General features: G+C 41.7%; 18 protein-coding genes. 16 read left to right on the forward strand and 2 right to left on the reverse strand.

Annotated features, from left to right (window positions below; genetic code table 11):
• Positions 1-211: 211 nt before the first annotated feature.
• From rny to HWX64_RS08755, 6 genes are all read left to right on the forward strand, one after another.
• Entirely contained in the window at positions 212-1,771 is a 1,560-nt protein-coding gene (gene rny / locus HWX64_RS08730) for a ribonuclease Y (protein WP_175989082.1), read from the forward strand.
• 161 nt (positions 1,772-1,932) lie between these two features.
• Positions 1,933-2,736 (forward strand): TIGR00282 family metallophosphoesterase, encoded by an 804-nt coding sequence (locus HWX64_RS08735; RefSeq protein ID WP_175989083.1) that lies wholly within the window; start codon positions 1,933-1,935, stop codon positions 2,734-2,736.
• Positions 2,737-2,872: 136 nt separating this feature from the next.
• Positions 2,873-3,133, forward strand: coding sequence for a stage V sporulation protein SpoVS (spoVS, locus tag HWX64_RS08740; protein ID WP_032088761.1), 261 nt, complete (start codon positions 2,873-2,875; stop codon positions 3,131-3,133).
• Between the two features lie 197 nt (positions 3,134-3,330).
• On the forward strand, positions 3,331-4,254 hold the full coding sequence (locus HWX64_RS08745) for a dipeptidase (protein WP_175989084.1): 924 nt from the start codon (positions 3,331-3,333) through the stop codon (positions 4,252-4,254).
• A 202-nt stretch (positions 4,255-4,456) separates the two neighbouring features.
• A complete protein-coding gene (locus HWX64_RS08750) occupies positions 4,457-6,199 on the forward strand; it encodes a 2-oxoacid:acceptor oxidoreductase subunit alpha (RefSeq protein ID WP_175989085.1) in 1,743 nt (580 codons plus the stop codon).
• 3 nt (positions 6,200-6,202) lie between these two features.
• The gene (locus HWX64_RS08755; protein ID WP_175989086.1) at positions 6,203-7,069 is read left to right on the forward strand and encodes a 2-oxoacid:ferredoxin oxidoreductase subunit beta; all 867 of its coding nucleotides are present in this window, start codon (positions 6,203-6,205) and stop codon (positions 7,067-7,069) included.
• A 50-nt stretch (positions 7,070-7,119) separates the two neighbouring features.
• On the opposite strand, the gene HWX64_RS08760 is transcribed toward HWX64_RS08755, so the two are convergent.
• Positions 7,120-8,118 carry a hypothetical protein gene (locus HWX64_RS08760; RefSeq protein ID WP_175989087.1) on the reverse strand — a complete coding sequence of 333 codons (999 nt, stop codon included), beginning with the start codon at positions 8,116-8,118 and terminating at the stop codon, positions 7,120-7,122.
• A gap of 344 nt (positions 8,119-8,462) precedes the next feature.
• On the opposite strand from HWX64_RS08760, the gene miaB reads away from it, so the two are divergent.
• The 3 genes from miaB to HWX64_RS08775 all read left to right on the forward strand — a co-directional run bounded on the left by miaB (position 8,463) and on the right by HWX64_RS08775 (position 11,262).
• Positions 8,463-10,031 carry a tRNA (N6-isopentenyl adenosine(37)-C2)-methylthiotransferase MiaB gene (gene miaB, locus HWX64_RS08765; RefSeq protein WP_175989088.1) on the forward strand — a complete coding sequence of 523 codons (1,569 nt, stop codon included), beginning with the start codon at positions 8,463-8,465 and terminating at the stop codon, positions 10,029-10,031.
• 1 nt (position 10,032) lies between these two features.
• Entirely contained in the window at positions 10,033-10,464 is a 432-nt protein-coding gene (locus HWX64_RS08770) for a RicAFT regulatory complex protein RicA family protein (protein WP_175989089.1), read from the forward strand.
• A gap of 261 nt (positions 10,465-10,725) precedes the next feature.
• Positions 10,726-11,262 (forward strand): outer spore coat protein CotE, encoded by a 537-nt coding sequence (locus HWX64_RS08775; RefSeq protein WP_175989090.1) that lies wholly within the window; start codon positions 10,726-10,728, stop codon positions 11,260-11,262.
• 207 nt (positions 11,263-11,469) lie between these two features.
• Here HWX64_RS08775 and HWX64_RS08780 read toward each other — a convergent pair whose 3' ends face one another.
• Positions 11,470-12,453: a YeiH family protein gene (locus tag HWX64_RS08780; protein WP_254871069.1), complete on the reverse strand. Its 984-nt coding sequence runs from the start codon at positions 12,451-12,453 to the stop codon at positions 11,470-11,472.
• A 134-nt stretch (positions 12,454-12,587) separates the two neighbouring features.
• Here HWX64_RS08780 and HWX64_RS08785 point away from each other — a divergent pair, with 134 nt between their 5' ends.
• The 7 genes from HWX64_RS08785 (at position 12,588) to hydA (ending at position 22,671) form a co-directional block, all read left to right on the forward strand.
• Positions 12,588-14,753 (forward strand): DNA topoisomerase III, encoded by a 2,166-nt coding sequence (locus HWX64_RS08785; RefSeq protein WP_175989091.1) that lies wholly within the window; start codon positions 12,588-12,590, stop codon positions 14,751-14,753.
• Positions 14,754-14,843: 90 nt separating this feature from the next.
• A complete protein-coding gene (locus HWX64_RS08790) occupies positions 14,844-15,359 on the forward strand; it encodes an ankyrin repeat domain-containing protein (protein ID WP_175989092.1) in 516 nt (171 codons plus the stop codon).
• A 280-nt stretch (positions 15,360-15,639) separates the two neighbouring features.
• The gene (locus HWX64_RS08795) at positions 15,640-17,088 is read left to right on the forward strand and encodes a carbon starvation protein A (RefSeq protein WP_175989093.1); all 1,449 of its coding nucleotides are present in this window, start codon (positions 15,640-15,642) and stop codon (positions 17,086-17,088) included.
• Positions 17,089-17,522: 434 nt separating this feature from the next.
• Entirely contained in the window at positions 17,523-18,413 is an 891-nt protein-coding gene (locus tag HWX64_RS08800; RefSeq protein WP_175989094.1) for a nitrilase-related carbon-nitrogen hydrolase, read from the forward strand.
• 149 nt (positions 18,414-18,562) lie between these two features.
• On the forward strand, positions 18,563-19,918 hold the full coding sequence (locus HWX64_RS08805; protein ID WP_175989095.1) for an NAD(P)-dependent oxidoreductase: 1,356 nt from the start codon (positions 18,563-18,565) through the stop codon (positions 19,916-19,918).
• A 23-nt stretch (positions 19,919-19,941) separates the two neighbouring features.
• Positions 19,942-21,228, forward strand: coding sequence for an NAD-dependent dihydropyrimidine dehydrogenase subunit PreA (gene preA / locus HWX64_RS08810; RefSeq protein ID WP_175989096.1), 1,287 nt, complete (start codon positions 19,942-19,944; stop codon positions 21,226-21,228).
• Between the two features lie 15 nt (positions 21,229-21,243).
• Positions 21,244-22,671 carry a dihydropyrimidinase gene (hydA, locus tag HWX64_RS08815; protein ID WP_175989097.1) on the forward strand — a complete coding sequence of 476 codons (1,428 nt, stop codon included), beginning with the start codon at positions 21,244-21,246 and terminating at the stop codon, positions 22,669-22,671.
• Positions 22,672-22,760 lie beyond the last annotated feature (89 nt).

The following is a 22,760-nucleotide window of genomic DNA, read 5'->3' on the forward strand; positions in this document are numbered from 1 at the left end:
CGAATGGCAAGAAATCCTTGAGAAATCTAGTGATAGACAGGACAACCCCTTGACAATAAATTTTCTGAGATTTAAAATTAACATGTATATTTTACAAATTTTTCGAATGAATATTTGAAAGCCTAGCGCTGTATATTGAGTTCAAATGAGCAATGTACAAGCCGACATGTAAAAGACATGATGACAGTTCATAGCAAGAGGAGGTGAAATAATGCAACCTATTACAATCATCTCCATTTTGCTTGGCCTTATCGTCGGTGTAGTTGTTGGATACTTTATTCGTAAGTCCATTGCTGAAGCGAAAATTGCCGGTGCCAGAGGTTCAGCAGAGCAGATTTTAGAAGATGCTAAGCGCGAGGCAGATGCTCTGAAGAAAGAAGCACTACTTGAAGCAAAGGACGAAAATCATAGACTTCGCACTGAAATGGAAAATGAACTTCGTGAACGAAGAAATGAATTGCAAAAACAAGAAAATCGTTTAATGCAAAAAGAGGAAAACCTCGACCGTAAAGATGATACGCTGGATAAGCGTGAAGCTTTATTGGAAAGAAAAGAGGCAGCTCTTAACGAAAGACAACAACATATTGAAGAGATGGAAAGCAAAGTGGACGAGATGGTACGATCACAGCAAACTGAACTTGAACGTATCTCGAGCCTGACTCGTGATGAAGCGAAAGGAATCATTCTCGACCGCGTGGAAAATGAGCTCTCCCATGATATTGCGATCATGGTCAGAGAACATGAAACACGTGCGAAAGAAGATGCTGACAAGAAAGCGAAAGAAGTCCTTTCACTTGCTATTCAACGTTGTGCTGCTGAACATGTGGCAGAGACAACAGTTAGCGTTGTGAACTTGCCAAATGATGAGATGAAAGGTCGAATTATTGGACGAGAAGGACGTAACATTCGTACGCTGGAAACATTGACAGGAATCGATCTCATAATTGATGATACTCCTGAAGCGGTTATTCTTTCTGGTTTCGATCCGATTCGTAGAGAAACGGCTCGAATTGCATTAGAAAAATTAGTACAGGATGGACGTATCCACCCTGCACGAATTGAAGAAATGGTAGACAAATCCCGTCGTGAAGTGGATGAATATATCCGTGAAATCGGGGAGCAGACAACGTTTGAAGTTGGTGTTCACGGGCTTCACCCGGATTTAATCAAGATTCTGGGCCGTTTAAAGTATCGTACAAGTTACGGACAGAACGTATTAAAGCACTCAATGGAAGTGGCCTATCTATCCGGCTTGCTTGCTGCTGAGCTTGGTGAAGACGAAAGACTTGCCAAGCGCGCCGGTTTACTTCATGACATCGGGAAAGCAATCGACCATGAAGTGGAAGGAAGCCATGTTGAAATTGGTGTGGAACTCGCGACGAAGTATAAAGAGCATCCTGTTGTCATCAACAGTATCGCTTCCCACCACGGAGACACGGAACCGACCTCAATCATTGCGGTTCTTGTAGCGGCTGCCGATGCCTTATCAGCAGCACGTCCAGGTGCAAGAAGTGAAACGCTCGAAAATTATATCCGCCGTCTTGAGAAGCTGGAGGAGATCTCCGAATCCTATGAAGGAGTAGAGAAATCCTTCGCGATTCAAGCAGGACGAGAAGTGCGCATCATGGTAAGACCTGAAGCCATCGACGATTTGGAATCCCACCGATTGGCAAGGGATATCCGTAAGCGGATCGAAGATGAACTTGATTACCCTGGCCACATCAAAGTAACGGTCATCCGTGAAACGAGGGCCGTGGAATATGCGAAATAAAAAAGTTGACTCCCGAAAGGAATGATTTCTTTCGGAGTCAGCTTTTTTATTTGAATCTGTTCACCTTACTTGATGCATAGTGTTAAGGTTATATGTGATACAATAAACTACATAACTAATTGGTCATTTGTAACAAATACATATAAGAGAAGGGAAATATCATGAGAATTTTATTTGTTGGAGACGTAGTCGGCTCAATGGGCCGTGAAATGATTACAGAATATTTATCGAAGCTTAAAAAGAAGCATGAGCCCGATTTTACCATCGTAAATGGGGAGAACGCTGCATCAGGAAGGGGGATCACCGAGAAAATTTATAAAAAATTTCTTCAGGATGGCGCTGACATGGTTACCCTGGGAAACCATACTTGGGACAATAAAGATATCTTCGATTTTATTGATTCATCCAAAAAAATGGTGCGTCCTGCTAACTTTCCTGAAGGAACCCCTGGTAATGGTTTAGTTTTTGGAGAGGTTTATGGAAAGACTGTTGCCGTGATAAATGCTCAAGGGAGAACATTTATGCCCCCGCTTGACGATCCGTTTAAAATAGTCGATGCATTAGTGGATGAAGCAAAAAAGAAAACCTCCATCATCTTTGTTGACTTTCACGCAGAAGCGACAAGTGAAAAGCAGGCAATGGGATGGTTCCTGGATGGCCGGGTTTCAGCGGTGATCGGCACGCATACCCATGTTCAGACTGCGGATAATCGAGTCCTTCCAAATGGAACAGCTTTTATGTGTGATGTAGGAATGACAGGTCCTTATGATGAAGTGTTGGGGATGAATAAAGAGTCTGTGCTTAAGAGGTTTCAGACGAGTCTGCCTGTACGGTTTGAAGTTCCGAAAGAAGGGCGGAAAATATTGAGTGCGTGTCTGATAGATATCGATAATAAAACCGGAAAAGCAAAAAAGATTGAGAGGATCCTTATCAATGAGGACCATCCATTCATAGCTGAATATTAATGTTTTTCCTTCCTTTTTCAGTCATACCGGAATGAATTGTCCATCTCTTGAATATAGTAGCAGTGGAATCATTTATACCAAGTTTGTTCTTTACCACGGACATACGGTATGGGGGAAATGACAAGGAGGAAAAGGAATGGAAATATTAAAAGTTTCAGCAAAATCTAATCCTAATTCTGTAGCTGGTGCACTCGCCGGTGTTCTTCGTGAGAGAGGGGGAGCTGAGATTCAGGCAATTGGTGCAGGAGCGTTGAACCAGGCTGTTAAAGCAGTTGCAATTGCCAGGGGATTTGTTGCTCCCAGTGGTTTAGATTTGATTTGTATTCCGGCATTTACAGACATACAGATTGATGGAGAAGAGCGCACAGCCATTAAGTTAATAGTGGAACCAAGATAAAGTAAAAACCAAATGCCGTCTCTAAAAGTATGAGGAAATTTACAATATATTTCAGCCCTGTATTTGGGAAGGAAAGATTAGTGCCTCATATCCCGGCAATTGAAGCAGGGCTGTTCGTTAAAGATTTTTCTTTAGTGGACAGCCTTTTTATTTTTCATTTATAGTACATATAGGATGTAAGGAAGGATTTGAGAGAAATGATTTTTGACGCACATTGTGATGTATTGATGAAACTTTATATTGACCCTGATAACCTTTCGTTTCAATCAAAACAAGATATGCACATTACATACCCTCAATTGAATGAAGGTGGATCTAAAGTCCAATTGTTCGCCATTTATATCCCATCTTACTTAAAGCCCGGGCAGCGTTTTCATGCGGCTCTGAACATGGTAAACCTATTTCACAGGAAGATCCTTGATCCGCATCACAATGTGAAATTGGTCACTTCCAAACAAGATATTGATAATCTTTCACAGAATGAAATAGGGGCTATGCTGACACTTGAAGGTGCAGAGGCAATTGAAGAAGATTTAGAAAAACTCGAAACGCTCTACCGGCTTGGGGTGCGTTCTGTGGGATTAACATGGAATTGGGCTAATGCGGCAGCGGATGGGGCATTGGAACCGCGGGGAGGGGGCTTGACTAACTTTGGGTTTGAGATGGTTAATTTCCTCAATGAAAAAAAGATGTGGACCGATGTCTCCCATTTATGTGAAAAGGCATTCTGGGATACACTCGAAGCGTCTCTATACCCGATTGCATCCCATTCCAATGCCTATTCAATCTGTCCTAATCCCCGAAATTTAAAAAATGACCAAATAGAAGCACTCATAAAAAAAGATAGTGTAATGGGTGTAACTTTCGTACCTCCGTTCTTAAATAAAAATGGAAGTGCGGTCCTGACCGACATTGTAAGGCATGTTGAACATATATGCAGCCTGGGCGGAGAAGATCACGTTGGTTTCGGCTCTGATTTCGATGGAATCGATCAAACGGTAAAAGGGCTTTCATCTTACCAGCAATATGATAATCTGATCGGGACTCTTCAGCGCTATTATAGTGATAAACAAATAAAGAAATTCTTGTTTGGAAATTTCCATAAACGAATTCAATTTTGAATGGAGGCTGATCTTCTTAGGAGATCAGTTTTTTTATGTCAAATGGTTCACACAGTAGTGATTTCCAGAGAAAAGTGATAAACTTGTTTAGTACATGTTTAATAGAGATGAGATAAATTAGATAGTTATCTATGAATATCACCTGTGTATTTCCAGGTGAAATAATGGAAATCAGAGACCTGTAAGAAAGGGTGTAAAATATATGAAGGAACAACTTTCATGGAAGGTTGGCGGTCAGCAGGGTGAAGGGATCGAAAGTACGGGGGAAATTTTCTCCATGGCCTTGAACCGCCTTGGCTATTACTTATACGGTTACCGCCATTTCTCCTCACGTATCAAGGGAGGGCATACAAACAATAAGATCCGTGTCAGCACTACTCAGGTTCGTGCGATTTCGGATGACTTAGATATTTTGGTAGCATTCGATCAGGAGACGATCGATGTGAACTATAAAGAGCTTCATGACGAAGGTGTCATCATCGCGGATGCCAAATTCAAGCCTGAGAAACCCGAAGATACAAAGGCTTCATTGTATATTGTCCCTTTTACTGAATTAGCAGCAGAACTTGGAACATCATTGATGAAGAACATGGTTGCAGTCGGTGCAACTTGTGCTGTTTTAAATTTGGATACTGAAGTGTTTAAAGAGGTAGTGGATGAAATCTTTGGACGTAAAGGTGAGACGGTTGTAGAGAAGAATATGGAAGCGATCAGACAGGGATATGGCATCATGAAAGCTGAACTTGGGGATAAAGCCGGTTCCCATCAGTTGAAAGAAGCAGACGGCCGTAAACGTATGTTTATGATCGGTAACGATGCGATTGCCCTTGGTGCATTGGCAGGCGGGGTGCGTCTGATGGCTGCTTATCCCATCACCCCGGCATCAGAAATCATGGAATATTTAATTAAAAAGCTGCCGATGGTAGGCGGCACAGTTATCCAGACAGAGGATGAAATCGCTGCAGCGACAATGGCGATAGGTGCAAATTACGGCGGTATCCGTTCATTTACCGCATCTGCCGGACCTGGTCTTTCTCTTATGATGGAAGCGATCGGGTTATCGGGAATGACTGAGCAGCCTCTTGTCGTAGTCGATACCCAGCGCGGAGGGCCATCTACTGGATTACCTACAAAACAGGAACAATCTGACCTGATGGCTATGATATATGGTACACACGGTGAAATACCTAAAATTGTCATGGCTCCAAGTACAGTACAGGAAGCTTTCTATGACACAGTGGAAGCATTCAATCTTGCCGAAGAATATCAATGTCCGGTCATTATTCTATCAGACCTGCAGCTTTCATTAGGTAAACAAACGGTTGAACCGCTTGATTACAGCAAAGTGGAAATTCGCAGAGGGAAGCTTGTCTATGATGAAGCTCAGCTTGGAGAATTGGAACCGAAGAAATACTTCAAGCGTTTTGAGGTAACAGAAGACGGAGTATCCCCTCGTGTGACTCCAGGAATGAAGAATGGGATCCACCATGTCACAGGTGTGGAACATGATGAAACGGGTAAACCTTCAGAGTCGCCTGTAAATCGACAGGCTCAAATGGACAAGCGTATGCGTAAAATAGAAAATATCAATTTCAATCATCCTATCCATATTGCAGCACCTCATGAAGAAGCTGATTTACTTCTGGTAGGGTTCAATTCTACACGTGGAGTAATAGAAGAAGCAATGACCCGTTTGGAGAAGGACGGAGTTAAAGTGAATCATGCGCATATCCGATTGATTCATCCTTTCCCTGCGGACCAACTCCAGCCGCTAATGGAAAAAGCGAAGAAAGTAGTTGTAATCGAACATAATGCCACTGGGCAGTTATCTAATATTATCAAGATGAACGCGGGGTATGGGCATAAAATCAAAAATATGACAAAATATGATGGCACCCCATTCCTGCCTCATGAAATTCACTCTAAATGTAAGGAGTTGAGCTGATCCATGGCTACATTTAAAGACTTTCGAAATAATGTGAAGCCTAACTGGTGTCCTGGATGCGGTGACTTCTCGGTACAAGCCTCTATTCAGCGTGCTGCAGCGAACGTGGGACTCGATCCAGAGAATCTGGCTGTCGTTTCCGGTATCGGATGTTCAGGCCGTATCTCAGGATATATTAATTCATATGGTTTCCATGGAATTCATGGGCGATCCCTTCCAATTGCTCAAGGACTAAAAATGGCAAACAAAGACTTGACGGTGATCGCCTCTGGCGGTGACGGCGATGGATTTGCCATTGGCCTTGGTCATACAATACATGCAATTCGACGAAATGTTGATATCACATATATTGTCATGGATAACCAAATTTATGGATTGACTAAAGGACAGACATCCCCGCGTTCTTCATCGGGATTTAAAACGAAGTCCACACCACAAGGTTCAATCGAACCAGCGCTGGCACCGATGGAAATGGCATTAACAGCCGGTGCAACCTTTGTTGCCCAGAGCTTCTCATCTGATTTAAAGGAACTGACTGCATTGATAGAAGCAGGGTTGAACCACAAGGGATTTTCTTTGATTAACGTATTCAGTCCTTGCGTTACCTATAATAAGATCAACACGTATGACTGGTTCAAAGAAAACCTGACGAAGCTTGCAGATGTGGAAGGGTACGATCCTTCCAACCGTGAGCAGGCAATGAACACGCTAATGGAAAAGGACGGACTTGTTACAGGGTTGATTTATCAGAACACTGAGCAGCCATCTTATCAGGAGTTAGTCGCGGGCTACTCCGAAGAACCGCTGAATACACATGATTTGAAACTTGATGACGAGACATTTGATGGTTTATTAAAAGAATTTATGTAACCAATAAAGCCGGCCGCCATAGAAAATGGGGTGCCGGCTTTTCTCTTTTTTTAATCAGAACTGTTATAATTTTTATTTTCAATAAGAGGCTGTTTTGGACGGTTTTGAATGATATGCGTTTGGATTCTCTTTTGATTCTCTACAAGTCGTTTTAAGTCAAATAAATTTTGGGCCATTTTATCATTGGAATCCCTGATTGAATCAACTTCTCCAATAAAGTTGCTGAACGTATTCTCAACTTCCTGAAATCGACATAAGAATTTCTCATTTTGCTCTTTAAATTGATGTTCCTTTTCATATTCAATTACATCGATTCGTTCTTCTTGCTTTTTCGTCCTAATATCGATATCGGCAAATTGAGCAGAGAACCACCATTCGTTTTCTTCGATCTTTTTCTGATATTGATGCAGCATATCTTTAATAAATTTCATTTTCTCCTTCTCAGAATGGATCAATCGTTCTTTGGCATCCTCTAAGGATTTGATGGTGTGTTTACGTTCTGCTATGAGTCTTTCCAGTTCTTCTGTTTTAGATAGTAGATCAAAGAAGACTTCCTTCTTGGTTTCTTCAGACTTTAACAATGCATTGTTTAAATCGTTGATATGAAGCTTCTGGCTCTTGTTTTGTGTTTTTAACCTTTCTGATTTGACCACCAGGTTTTTATTATCTTTCAAGAGCTGATCATTCTGAGCCGACAGCTCCTTATTGAGGTCTTCAAGTTGAGACAAAGCGGCTTTTTGGTTATTATTTTCTAATTGGAATTTAAGAAGGTCTTTTTCTAATGTTTTGATATGGTCACCCTGTGTTACAATAAGTGATTCTTTGTCACGTAAGGCACGATGGAGGAACATTACCTCTTCTTCCAGCTTTTCTTTTCCTTCTTTGAATTTGTTTCTTTCCAAAATCAAATCATGTTCGGTTGTTTCATTGATTCTTATTTGAGTATAAAGATCCTCGATTTCCTCATCCTTCCCCTGGATGACTCTTTTATAATAATCGGCCTCGGCATATAAATGACTTTCTTTTATTTTCTGGATAGTTTTTTTCAATCGATTGATCTCCGATTGAAGATAATGCTTTTCCTGATTTTCAATATGATACATGGGAGATTTCATTGGTCTATCGATCAGAACCTCCTCCTCTTGGGTATGTGTCTTACTTTACCTTATGCACTGAATCAGCATCCAGTTCCTTCGTAAAAGCCCATTTCTAAGATGGTTACATAAAGTTTGGAACAAATTTCGACAGTTCTGCCTCTCTATTGTATAAGCCTTAAAAAACCTTTATACTGTTATAATGTACAAGTGTAATTGTCAGCTTTACTATTACGGATTTTATAATAGAAGAAATCGGTTAATATTCGTTTGTTATAGAGTTAGAAAGGGGAATTTTCATGAACGAAGAACAACGCAAACATGGACAGCAAGCGAAGTCAGATACTCCAGCGGACAAAAAATCCGAAAAAGATTACAGTAAGTACTTCCAAAGCGTCTATATTCCTCCCTCATTGAAAGATGCAAAAAAACGGGGAAAAGAAGAAGTAAAATATCATAATGATTTTACGATTGAAGATCAATATAGAGGACTGGGGAACGGCAAGAAGTTCTATATTCGCACCTATGGTTGTCAGATGAATGAACATGACACTGAAGTCATGGCAGGGATATTTATGGCTCTTGGGTACGAAGCGACCCATACAACCGAAGATGCGGATGTCATTCTCTTGAATACATGTGCCATCCGTGAAAATGCTGAGAATAAGGTATTCGGCGAGTTAGGTCACTTAAAACACCTGAAGCGCGAGAAGCCAGACCTTTTAATCGGAGTCTGTGGATGTATGTCTCAGGAAGAAGCCGTAGTAAATAAAATTCTGAAAACATATCAGCAGGTTGATATGATTTTCGGAACCCATAATATTCACCGTCTTCCTCAAATTTTATCAGATGCCTATATGTCTAAAGCGATGGTGGTGGAAGTTTGGTCCAAAGAGGGAGACGTTATCGAGAACCTTCCTAAAGTGCGCAAAGGTAATATTAAAGCTTGGGTAAACATTATGTACGGCTGTGATAAATTCTGTACGTATTGTATCGTACCTTATACCCGCGGGAAGGAACGCAGCAGACGCCCTGAAGAAATCATAGCTGAAGTGCGTCACTTGGCGGCCCAAGGGTATCAAGAAATTACGCTTCTCGGACAAAATGTAAACGCGTATGGAAAAGATATAGAAGATCTAGAGAATTATGGCCTTGGTGATCTGATGGATGAGCTGAGAAAGATTGATATCCCGCGCATTCGTTTTACTACAAGTCATCCAAGGGATTTTGACGATTATTTAATTGAAGTCCTCGCTAAAAAGGGGAATCTCGTAGAGCATATCCACTTGCCGGTACAATCAGGCTCTACACCGGTATTGAAAATCATGGCTCGTAAATATTCCAGGGAACAATTCCTTGAATTGGTCCGGAAGATTAAAACAGCTATGCCAGATGTTGCACTGACTACTGACATCATCGTAGGATACCCGAACGAAACAGAAGAGCAATTCGAAGAAACCCTTTCCCTTTATCGTGAAGTAGGATTTGAGTCTGCTTATACTTATATTTACTCTCCACGGGAGGGAACTCCAGCAGCGAAGATGAAAGATAATGTACCGATGGAAGTGAAAAAAAATCGCCTGAGACGTCTGAATGAAGTCGTTCAAGAATACTCTCGAAAAGCACTTGAGAAGTATGCGGGTACAACAGTAGAGGTCCTTGTTGATGGGGAAAGTAAGAAAAACCCTGACGTTTTAGCAGGGTATACACGCAGAAATAAATTAGTGAATTTTAATGCACCTAAAACAGTGATTGGTAAAATTGTAAAAGTGAAGATCACGGATACTAAATCCTGGTCTCTAGATGGTGAAATGATTGAAGAAGGCCAAATAGGTTCAGAATTTCTAGAAGCGGCAGAGGTGAAGTGAAATGGCAAAATATACAAAAGATGATATTATGAAAAGAGCAGAAGAATTGGCGGAAATGATCGCTGAAACAGAAGAAGTGGATTTCTTCAAGCGAGCTGAAGCACAAATCCATGAAAACCAAAAAGTACGTGAGATGATTGCAAGCATCAAGAGTCTACAAAAGCAAGCTGTCAACTTCCAGCATTATGGAAAGATAGAGGCGTTGAAAATGGTGGAAGCCAAAATTGAAAACCTAGAAAAGGAAATCGATGAAATTCCGGTTGTCCAGCAATTTAAAGAGTCTCAAACAGACGTAAATGATCTTCTGCAAATCGTTGCATCTGTTATTTCTAATAACGTAACAGATCATATCATCGAATCTACAGGCGGAGACCTTCTCCGCGGTGAAACAGGTTCTCAGGTCAAAAACTCCACTCCTGGAAGCTGTTCTTAAGAGAAAGATAATTTAATACCCTGAAAGAAAGGCCAATGTTATGAAGAGAATCAACTTCTGACATTGGTCTTTTTTAATATGTATATGAAATAATCGGCCTTCTTTATTTAATAACACAAAAAGCTTTTAGGGAACATTCAATGGGTATTCGCATACAATACATTATCTCGCAACAATCCCATTATGTAATAAAATTTTCTCGCACAAACACCTAGACAGTCGCATAAGATGAATTGAAAATGAATGAGGAGGTTCGCTCGAATGGCAGAATATAGAGAGATTATTACGAAAGCGGTCGTAGCGAAGGGACGTAAATTCACACAGTCTCATCATACGATTAGCCCGCCGCATAATCCATCGAGCATTTTAGGCTGCTGGATCATCAACCATAAGTATGAAGCACACAAAGTAGGCAAGAAGGTGGAAATACACGGTTCATTTGAGGTAAACGTATGGTACTCTCACAGTGACAACACGAAAACATCCGTTGTAACTGAAAGAGTCGATTACTGTGATGAAATTAAACTCAAATACCGTGATCCGGACGTCTTGGATGACATTGAAGTATGTGCACGCGTACTCCAACAGCCGAATTGCTGCGAAGCGGTGATTTCACCAAACGGTAACAGAATTATCGTTCATGTTGAACGTGAGATCCTGGTTGAAGTTATCGGAGAAACAAAGGTATGTGTACTCGTAAATCCTGAAGGCTGCGATGATGACGACTGGGATTGCGACTTTGATGATGAAGAATTCGAAGAGCTCGACCCAGACTTCTTAGAGGGAGTAGAAGAATAGCCTGTGCTAGGAAGAAGGCCTCTTCCTAGTTTTTTTCTTCTGCATTTTAAGGGTTAAAGAGATGGCTCATTTTAAAAAATGCAAACCATACATGAGTGAATAAGTTATGTATATCTTACAAGAGCGTCTGTTTGATGCTCTTTTTTATTGTTCATATTTCAAAGAAAGGCAGCTTAAGATTTAAGCTGCCTTTTTTGATGAAGTTGTTTACATTATGAATAATATACTGATCACCGCGATTGTAATGGAAGCAATCAACCCTGTCAGCAGGGGTTTGAAGCCCAGCTTTGAGAGATCTTTCAGTCGGACCTGGAGTCCAACCGCAGCCATGACCATGATGATCATAAATTTAGAGAGGGATTTTAGCATATCTTCGATGATATCCGGTATCACTCCGATTGTATGAAGGACGGATACTCCAAGAAACATCAGGACAAACCACGGAAATGCCTGTTTAAGTGATGAAGTACTTGGCGTCTCGTTTTTTAACATGAAAGGTAATAACAACATGACAGGGATCAGAAAAAGCGTACGGGCAAGTTTAACTGTCGTGGCCACGTCCCCAGATTGATCTCCATAACTGTAACCGACTGCAACAGCCGAAGACGTATCATGGACAGCGGTACCTGCCCAAATACCAAACGAAACCTGGGATAATCCAAGCAAATGTCCGATAAGGGGAAAAGAAATAAACGCGATCAGATTGAAGAAAACAATGGTGGACAATGCATATGCGGTTTCATTCTCTTTTGCCCCGATAATCCCTTTCACGGCAGAAATGGCAGTAGCTCCGCAAATGCTTGTTCCTATACCAATCAATAAGCTCAGCCTTGTTTGAATACCGAGTACTTTCCCAACCGCATAAGTAACGCTGATGCCAACCGTCACCGATATTAAAATGATCCATAGTGCAGATTGGCCGATTTTCATTATTTCTAAAAGGCTTAATCCCACTCCTAAGAAGACAATTGCTACTTTAAGAAGCTTTTTGATAGTGAATTGAATGCCAGGCTGCCAAGAGGTAGGCAGATCTGTTGTATTTCGGATGATAATTCCTATCAGAATGGCAAATAAAAGACTGCCGGCCAATGGGAACAAAGAGCCTAAGCCTTTTGCCATTATGCTGATCATTAAGATAAAAACCAATCCGATGGTTTCTTTGGGGAGTATGTTGTTTGTATATTGATGCACGTTGATGCAGCTCCTCCTTTAAAAAATCTATTTTCAAGTATAATATATTATAAGTGTAATGGGGACCCCTTACCGAATTCTAATCTATGTTAATATAGAAAGATACTATAAGGCTTTTGCGAAAGGATTTTTTTATGAAAAAGACATTAGTACTGGCAGAAAAACCTTCTGTCGGCAGGGATATTGCAAGAGTGCTTCAATGCACGAAAAAAGGAAATGGATTTTTGGAAGGAAAAGAATATATTGTGACCTGGGCACTCGGTCATCTTGTCACACTTGCAGATCCTGAATCTTATGACGAGAAGTATAAATCATGGAAGCTGGAGGATCTACCGATTATGCCTTCATCCTTAAGACTTGTCGTTATCAAGAAAACAGGAAAGCAGTTTAATGCAGTTAAGGACCAGATGAACCGTCCTGATGTCGGTACCATTGTAATCGCCACTGATGCGGGACGAGAAGGCGAACTTGTTGCACGCTGGATAATCGAAAAAGCAAGAGTCCATAAGCCCCTTAAACGGCTTTGGATTTCATCTGTTACTGATAAAGCCATAAAAGAAGGCTTCAGCAAACTGAAGGACGCGAAGAAATATGAGAATTTATATGAAGCCGCCCAAGCAAGGTCTGAAGCAGACTGGTATGTAGGTATGAATGCCACGAGAGCATTAACAACCAAGCATAATGCACAGCTGTCCTGTGGAAGGGTGCAGACTCCCACGTTGAGTATCATCGCGCAGAGGGAAGAGGATATAAAGCAATTCAAACCCAAAGCTTATTATGGTATCAAAGCTGCAACTGACAAGGGGACTTTCCTCTGGACTAATTCCAAGGGTGATACGAAAACATTTTCCAAAGAAGAGCTGAATGGAATTTTAACTTCCATTAAGAATGAGAAAACCGGTACCGTCAAGTCAGTGAAAACCACCCTGAAAAAACAATATGCCCCGTCCCTCTATGATCTTACTGAATTACAGAGGGATGCACATAAAATTTATGGCTTCAGTGCAAAAGAGACACTCTCGATCATGCAAAAGCTATATGAACAACATAAGCTTGTAACGTATCCGCGTACTGACAGCAAGCACCTCTCTTCGGATATCATTGATACATTAAAGGAACGTCTGAAGGCAATTAATATCCAGCCTTATCGTCCTACTGTCAATAAAGCTTTGAAAAGCTCTATTTCATTGTCTAATGCCTACGTCGATGATCGCAAAGTCAGTGATCACCATGCAATCATCCCGACAGAGGAGACTCCTTTTCTTCAACGTTTACAGGACAGGGAAGTAAAGATATATGACTTGATCGTGAAACGTTTTCTGGCGGTATTCTTACCTCCTTATCAATATGAGCAGACGAAAGTTGATCTGAAGATTGGCAGCGAACAGTTCCACACAAAGGGTAAAAGGGTTAAAGAAAGCGGCTGGAAAGATGTATACGGGTTTGATCATGATGAAGATCAGCTATTGGGTAAAATGGAGGCCGGTACTGTAGTAAACATCCTTTCAGTTGTGGAAACGGAAGGGTTGACCGCTCCGCCAAGCCGTTTTAATGAAGGGACTTTATTAGCAGCAATGGAGAACCCTGTAAAATACATGAAAGAAAGCAGCAAGAAGCTTCTGGAAACCATTGGGGAGACAGGCGGACTTGGAACCGTTGCGACCAGGGCTGACATCATTGAGAAGCTATTCAACTCAGGTTCCATGGAGCAGAAGGGTAAAGAAATATATCTTACTTCCAAAGGAAAACAATTATTGGATCTTGCGCCGGATGAATTGCGTTCTCCTTCCCTTACAGCTGAGTGGGAGCTTAAGCTTGATAAAATTGCGAAAGGCTCTCTGGAAAAGCGGGAATTCATGAGGGAAATTAAAGATTATACTAAAAAGTCTGTTCACGAAATAAAATATTCAGATAAGAAGTTTTCACATGATAACCTCACTGGAACAAAATGTCCAGACTGCGGCAGCCTGATGTTAGAGATCAAAAATAAAAATGGAAAGAAATTAGTATGTCAGGACCGTGAATGCGGACATCGGAAAAATATAAGCAAGAAAACAAACGCACGCTGCCCAAACTGCCAAAAGAGATTAGACTTGCGGGGAGAAGGCGAAGGGCAGCTGTTCGTGTGCGTATGTGGACATAAAGAGAAACTGTCCGCCTTCAATGAGCGAAGGAAAAAAGATAAACACAACAAGGCCAGTAAACGTGATGTGAATCAATACTTAAAAACCCAGCAAAAAGATGAACCTGTCAATACAGCTCTGGCTGATGCGCTCGCAAAATTAAAACTTGATCAATAATATAAAAGAAAGATAGGGATTGCTTCCCTATCTTTTTTCTCTGTATATTGATAGAATATTCTTAATAATCATGTAAATGAGGTGAGAAGGATGACACCGGTTACTGTAAAAGGATTTTTTGCAGCTATCCAAAACGGGGATATAGATGTCGTAGAGCAGTCCTTGCAGGCGGATACAAATTTATGTAATGCAGAGGATGAAAACGGATTGATTGCACTCGGAGTAGCAGCTCATTACGGGCAGATGGGGATTGTCCAGCTTTTATTGAATTATGGTGCGGATATCAAGTCAGTATCAAATTCTAAGGTATCTTATATACCATCCAATAGTGCATTGCATGCTGCGATAGCAGGTAAAGCCCCTAAGGAATTGGTTGAATTTTTATTAATAGAAGGAGCAGACATTCATGGTATTGATTCAGAAGGATATACACCCCTCCATGTCGCTGCTTTTGAAGGAGATGAAGATCTTGTGACACTGCTGTTGGAATTCAGCGCTGACCCTGATTTCAGAAATGATGCCAATCAAACACCATTTGATATTGCAGAAGATAGAGGAAACATGGACTTCATATCCGCCTGTGAACGATATTCAACCAGGTTATAACCGTTAACTTGAAGGAAGCTTATCTCAATCGAGAGTCAGCTTCTTTTTTTTTGCGTATTATTCTTTTTACATCATTGATGTCATTCGACTTTATGCAAAAATAAATAAATTTTTTTTGGGGATTGATGTAATCCCTTACATCATTGTTGTTAATGGAATCATGAAATAAAAAGTCAGGCCATATTATCTGAAAACAATATCTTTTTAGAAAATTCTGTTGTTATTTGTCGTTTAACGTATTAAAATGAATCTTAATTTCATCTGAAGGGAGGACATCTTGATGCTGACATTTCTTGCATCAGTCTGTATTTTAGTAACGGGTTATATGATTTATTCAAAGGTGGTCGAGAAGATTTTCGGTATAGATGACTCGAACCTCACACCTGCATACGCCAGCAAAGACGATTTTGATTACATGCCAATGAGCTGGTGGAAAGCGAGCTTGGTTCAATTATTGAATATCGCAGGACTCGGGCCGATCTTTGGAGCCATTTTAGGGGCTTTATACGGACCGGTCGCATTCATATGGATCGTCGTGGGTACACTTTTCGCAGGAGCTGTACATGATTATTTTTCGGGCATGTTATCACTCCGGCATAATGGAGCTCAATTTCCTTCATTAGTGGGAAGATACCTTGGAAGACATGTCAGATCTGTAATGAATATTCTCTCTATCATCTTGATGATACTTGTAGCAGCAGCATTTACTTCAGGACCTGCTCAATTGATGGCCGAAGTGACACCATTATCCTTCATGGCATCATTGTTAATAATTTTTACATATTTTATTGTTGCCACTGTCTTGCCCATCAACAAAATCATCGGTAAGGTATATCCGATTTTCGGTGCAGTCCTGATATTTATGGCAGTCGCGATTGGTATAGGGTTGTTCTTCTTCGAACATCCTGTACCGAACCTGACACTGGACAATCTACATCCTCAGGAGCTTCCGTTATGGCCGCTGCTGATGGTGACTGTTTCATGCGGAGCGATATCAGGCTTCCATTCTACACAAAGCCCGATCCTTGCCAGAACGTTAAAAAAGGAAAGCGAAGGAAGGAAAGTGTTTTATGGAGCAATGGTGGCCGAAGGTATCATCGCATTGATCTGGGCTGCTGCGGGAATGGCATTCTTCAATGGTACCGGAGGGCTTCAGGAAGCATTGGCTGCTGGAGGTCCTGCAGGAGTTGTAAATGAAATCAGCAAAACGACCCTTGGTACCCTTGGCGGCATCCTGGCGGTACTCGGTGTCATCATCCTGCCGGTAACCACCGGTGACACTGCATTACGATCTTCAAGAATGATGCTCGTAGATCTATTGACTGATTGGAGAAAAAAAGAGCTGAAAGGAAAGTGGCTTCCTGCACTTCTGGTTATCCCTGTAGCACTGCCGACATTCCTGCTGACTCAGATAGATTATACCTTCCTATGGAGATACGTAGGCTGGTCCAATCAGGTAGTAGCAACTGTCATGCTGTGGACTGCTGCTGTTTATCTTCTCCAAAATCAGAAGTTTCATTGGATCTGCAGCATTCCCGCTTTATTCATGACAGCTGTGGTCAGCTCTTATATCTTTTATGCACCGGAAGGATTTCACCTTCCATATACTGAATCCATGATCATAGGAGCTGTCATCTGGACAGCCGTACTGATCTGGTTCATCCGGCAATTACTTAAATATCGACCAGTAAGGCAAAAATCCCTAAATGTTAAATCTGTAAATTCATAGATTTTCAGACACAAGGACAAAAGTGTTTTATCTGAGTAAACCCGAACTAATATTTTGAATTTTAGTATTCAAATTAGTTCGGGTTTTTAAGTATATTTGATTAGAATTCTGAATATTTTGTCGATAAAAAACGAGCTATTTTAAAGAATTACCCTAATTATTTTACATATTTCGCAGAATACATATGCTAACGTTAATTCAACTCCTATAAATAGTTTATTCTATTTAAGAATATACATAATGACCAAAAGTCAAAGGAGCTGATTTTACATAGTGTATAGTGCAATTTAAAAATGTACAAGTTAAAATGAGTTGAAAAGACAAAATATTCAGACATCATCAGATCCGTGAAATTTAGTAAGCGCTCGATAAGCAACAAAAAACATGAAAGCGCTTACTATTGGAATTAATCTATTAGTCTAGGAGGAATAGGGATGTCAGACAAAGTGAAAATTGGTCTTATTCAAGCTTCTCATGATGTAGATGGAAGTGAACCGGTAGAAGTCCATAAGGAACAGTCCATTATAAAACACATTGAATTAGTAAGGGATGCAGCAAAAAAAGGGGCACAAATCATTTGTTTACAGGAAATTTTCTATGGCCCCTATTTTTGCTCAGAACAAAATCCTAAATGGTATGATTCTGCAGAAGAAATTCCGAATGGGCCTACGACGAAACGCTTTCAGGAATTAGCTAAAGAGCTGAATGTCGTGATCGTTCTCCCAATCTATGAAAGAGAAGGAATAGCCACCTATTACAATACAGCTGCTGTGATCGATGCTGATGGTTCGTATCTCGGCAAATACAGAAAGCAGCATATTCCTCATGTCGCAGTTGGCAGCGAAGGGTATGGCTTCTGGGAGAAGTACTACTTTAAACCAGGCAACCTGGGTTATCCGGTTTTCGATACGGCCTATGCAAAAGTCGGGGTGTATATCTGTTATGACCGGCACTTCCCTGAGGGAGCAAGATTATTAGGGTTGAAGGGAGCAGAAGTCGTATTTAATCCTTCTGCTACCGTTGCCGGGCTTTCTGAATATTTATGGAAACTTGAACAGCCTGCCCATGCCGTAGCAAACGGTTATTATTTGGGAGCAATTAACCGGGTCGGTTATGAAGGACCCTGGAACATGGGGGAATTTTACGGACAATCTTATCTGGTAGATCCCCGAGGCGGGTTTGTTTCAATCGGAAGCAGAGACAAAGATGAAGTCATCATCGGGGAAATGGACAAGAAATTGATCCGTGAAGTGAGAGATACTTGGCAGTTCTATCGTGATCGCAGACCTGAAACGTACAACGAAATGACAGCGCTGCTTCCTTGATTTGGCCAGTGCCGCTGTCTTTATTAATCCAGCGCAGTTGCCTTAACAAAATAGGCTGACATCGAAACGCTCTTTGCATGCATTCTTTGTCAGCCTGTAACTGTTTGGCTTTATGAATTTATTAACAGGGGGAATAGGGGGAAGCTATTGTGTCCAAGACATTATCATTACTTAATCTTGAGGAGAATTTTCAGGAGGCACATAAAGGTTTATCCAACAGAGATGCTTTGGAAGAAGCGAATCGATGTCTGTATTGCTACGACGCACCTTGCATTCAAGCATGTCCAACGGGAATTGACATCCCTTCATTTATTAAGAAGATTGCTTCCGGAAACTTTAAGGGCTCCGCAAAAACGATAATGAGTTCGAATCCTGTCGGCGCAAGCTGTTCAAGGGTATGCCCGACTGAGGAGTTATGCGAAGGTGCATGTGTTCTTAATCACTCCACAAAGCCAATTATGATTGGTGATCTCCAACGTTATGCTACCGATTGGGCGCGGCATAATGACGCTGTTTTATTTGAAGCAGGTGAACCAAACGGAAAGAAGGTAGGGATTGTCGGAGGAGGGCCTGCAGGATTATCCGCAGCCAGGGAATTAGCACGTTTTGGTTATGAAGTAACCATATTCGAAGCGGCTGAACAAGCTGGGGGTTTAAACACGTATGGCATTGTGTCGTTCCGCCTTCCACAAAGTATCTCCTATTGGGAAGTAGAGCAAGTCAGGAAACTGAATGTTGAGATAAGGACAAATACCAAGGTCGGTGAAGATATTTCTGCAGAAGAAATCCTGGATAGCCATGACTTTGTCATACTGGCTGCCGGCATGTCACATGTACCTCCCCTGAATATTGAAGGGGAGCATCTTGAAGGGGTTCATGATGCCATAGAGTTTGTAAAGTCCACCAAGAGCGGTGAGATTTCAAATGAGTATATCGGTAAAAAAGTGGTTGTCATCGGAGCTGGGAATACTGCCATTGATGGTGCGACTTGTTCAGTTCGATTGGGAGCTGAAAATGTAAAGATCTTATACCGTCGTACGTTGGAAGAGATGACGGCTTATGATTTTGAATATGAATTTGCAAAACAGGATGGAGTGGAATTCCGATGGCTTACAGCTCCTAAGAGAATTATTGGAAATGAAGATGGCAGGGTGATAGGGATTGAATGTTTGAAAATGGAGCTTGGCGAACCGGGCGAAGATGGAAGGCGCCGTCCCGTTCCGGTAGAAGGATCCGAATTTACCTTACCGGTTGATGCTGTTATTAAAGCGATCGGTCAAACAAGGCATCAATCTTTAATCGATCAATTCCAATTGGCACATAAAGGCGGAGTCGTCCAAGTGGATAAGGATACACTTCAAACTTCCAATCCGAAAGTATTGGCTTGCGGTGATGTAGTTTTCGGAAAAGGAATCGGGGAAGCGATGGTCGTGACAGCTGCTGAACAAGGTAAGAAGGCGGCCCATCACCTTCATAGTAAATTGACGTCGCTTCAGATCAATTAAGATTTGTTAGAGGGGGGAAACACATGGCAAATTTAAGCATTGATTTAGCAGGAATTAAATCACCGAATCCTTTTTGGCTGGCATCAGCACCGCCTACCAATTCGGGTTATCAGGTGCAAAGAGCATTTGAAGCTGGTTGGGGAGGCGCCGTCTGGAAAACGCTGGGGGAACCGATTATCAACGTATCGTCAAGATTTGCGGCGGTAGGTTTTAACGGACAGCGTGTAGCGGGCTTTAATAACATCGAACTCATTACGGATCGACCATTGGAAGTGAATTTAAAAGAGATTTATGAAACGAAAAAGCGTTTCCCGAATCATGCAATCATTGCTTCATTGATGGTAGAACCAAAGCAGGAGAAGTGGCATGAGATTGTCAAGAAAGTGGAGGATATCGGTGTCGATGGATTAGAGCTTAATTTCGGATGTCCGCATGGGATGGCCGAAAGGGGAATGGGAGCTGCCTCAGGTCAGGTTCCGGAATTGGTCGAAAAACAAACGTACTGGGTGAAAGAAGTGGCAAAAACACCTGTCATCGTTAAATTGACTCCTAACATAACGGATATCACCGTAACAGCAGAATCAGCCGTTAAAGGCGGAGCTGATGCAGTAAGTATGATCAATACAATCAATAGTCTGGCGGGCGTCGATCTCGACAGCTGGAACACCATTCCTCATGTAGCAGGTAAAGGCGCGCACGGCGGCTATTGTGGACCGGCAGTGAAGCCTATAGCGCTGAATATGGTGGCTGAGTGTGCACGCAATCCTCGTATCAATGTTCCGATTTCCGGCATGGGAGGAGTATCAAATTGGCAGGATGCCGTGGAATATATGCTGATGGGTGCATCAGGTGTTCAGGTATGTACGGCCGCTATGCATCATGGTTTCAGAATTGTCGAAGATATGCTTGATGGACTAAATAACTACCTTGATGAAAAAGGCATTTCGTCTGTAAAGGATCTTGTCGGGAAATCAGTACCTAGATATTCCGATTGGGGGAATTTAGATCTTAATTACAGTGTGGTAGCGAAAATAAATAATGATGTGTGCATCAATTGCAACAAATGCCATATCGCTTGCGAAGATACCTCTCACCAATGTATCGACATGCTTAAAGACCCAAAAGGAAACAGTTATTTAAAGGTGCGCGAAGAAGATTGTGTGGGCTGCAATCTGTGTTCAATCGTGTGTCCGGTGGATGGTGCAATCGATATGGTGGAAGTACCTAGCGGCCATATGCCGATGACATGGAATGAACGTCAGGCTGCACTTGGTAAATTGGCACAGTGTGAAACGAATGCGGTGAAATAATCAGGAGGGTGAGAAATGAAAAAAATAATTCAAAATGGAACAATCGTTACAGCAGCGGATATCTATAAGGCCGATATTCTTATCGAAGATGAAAAAATCATCAGTATTGGAAAGGGTTTTGACAACAGTGATGCTGAAGTCATTGACGCCGAAGGGAAGTATATTTTTCCCGGCGGGATTGATCCGCATACCCACTTGGAAATGCCATTCGGCGGTACAGTCTCTAAAGATGATTTCGAGACAGGCACAATAGCTGCTGCCTTTGGGGGAACGACAACACTCATCGATTTCTGTTTGACCAATAAAGGTGAACCCCTTCAAAATGCAATTGATACATGGCATGCAAAGTCAAAGGATAAGGCTGTGATCGATTACAGCTTTCATTTGATGATAGGCGAAATCAATCAGGAAGTATTAAGCCAGCTTCCTGAGGTGATTGAAAAAGAAGGTATTACATCTTTCAAAGTTTTCATGGCGTATAAAAATGTTTTTCAGGCAGATGATGAAACCTTGTTCCGTACCTTGGTGGCAGCAAAAGACCTTGGTGCCCTGGTCATGGTGCATGCCGAAAACGGTGATGTCATCGAGTATCTGACAGAAAAAGCACTGGCTGAGGGGAATACAGACCCAATTTACCATGCATTGACGAGACCTCCCGAGCTTGAAGGGGAAGCCACGGGAAGAGCAGCGAAGTTAACAGGGCTTGCTGATTCTCAATTGTATGTGGTCCATGTATCCTGTTCTGAAGCTGTAAAACAAATAGCCGAGGCAAGAAGCAAGGGTCTTAACGTGTGGGGTGAGACCTGTCCCCAATATCTAGTGCTTGATCAAACTTACTTGGAACGGCCGAATTTTGAAGGCGCTAAATACGTGTGGTCCCCGCCGCTGCGCGAAAAGTGGAACCAGGATGTATTATGGAATGCATTAAAAAGCGGCGAGCTTCAAACACTTGGATCCGATCAATGTTCCTTTGACTTTAAAGGGCAGAAAGAACTTGGATTAGGGGACTTCACTAAAATTCCAAATGGCGGACCGATCATTGAGGACCGTGTATCAATATTATTCTCAGAAGGAGTTGAAAAAGGAAGGATTACCTTGAATCAGTTTGTTGATATCATGTCCACACGAAGTGCGAAACTATTTGGTCTTTACCCGCAAAAAGGGACCATTGCAGCAGGATCGGATGCAGATGTGGTGATTTTCGACCCTAATGTGGAACGGGTCATATCCGCAGAGAACCATCATATGGCAGCGGACTATAACCCGTTTGAGGGAATGAAAATCAAGGGAGAACCCGTTTCTGTATTATCCAGAGGTGAATATGTCATTAAAGATAAGCAGTTCGTGGGCAAATTGGGGAAAGGAAAGTATGTTAAGAGAGCGAGATACGGAAAACAACTTTCGAAAGAAGAGAGCGAAGCCTTACAACCTTCTAAATCCTAGTTTCACTCGACTTATGAATCTTGCTTAATAGTAGAACAGCTCCTGCATGAGGAGCAGAATGGTTTGTCCTGCTCCCATGCCTCTCTTGG

This window comes from Bacillus sp. Marseille-Q1617, from assembly GCF_903645295.1.
Classification (GTDB): domain Bacteria; phylum Bacillota; class Bacilli; order Bacillales; family Bacillaceae_B; genus Rossellomorea.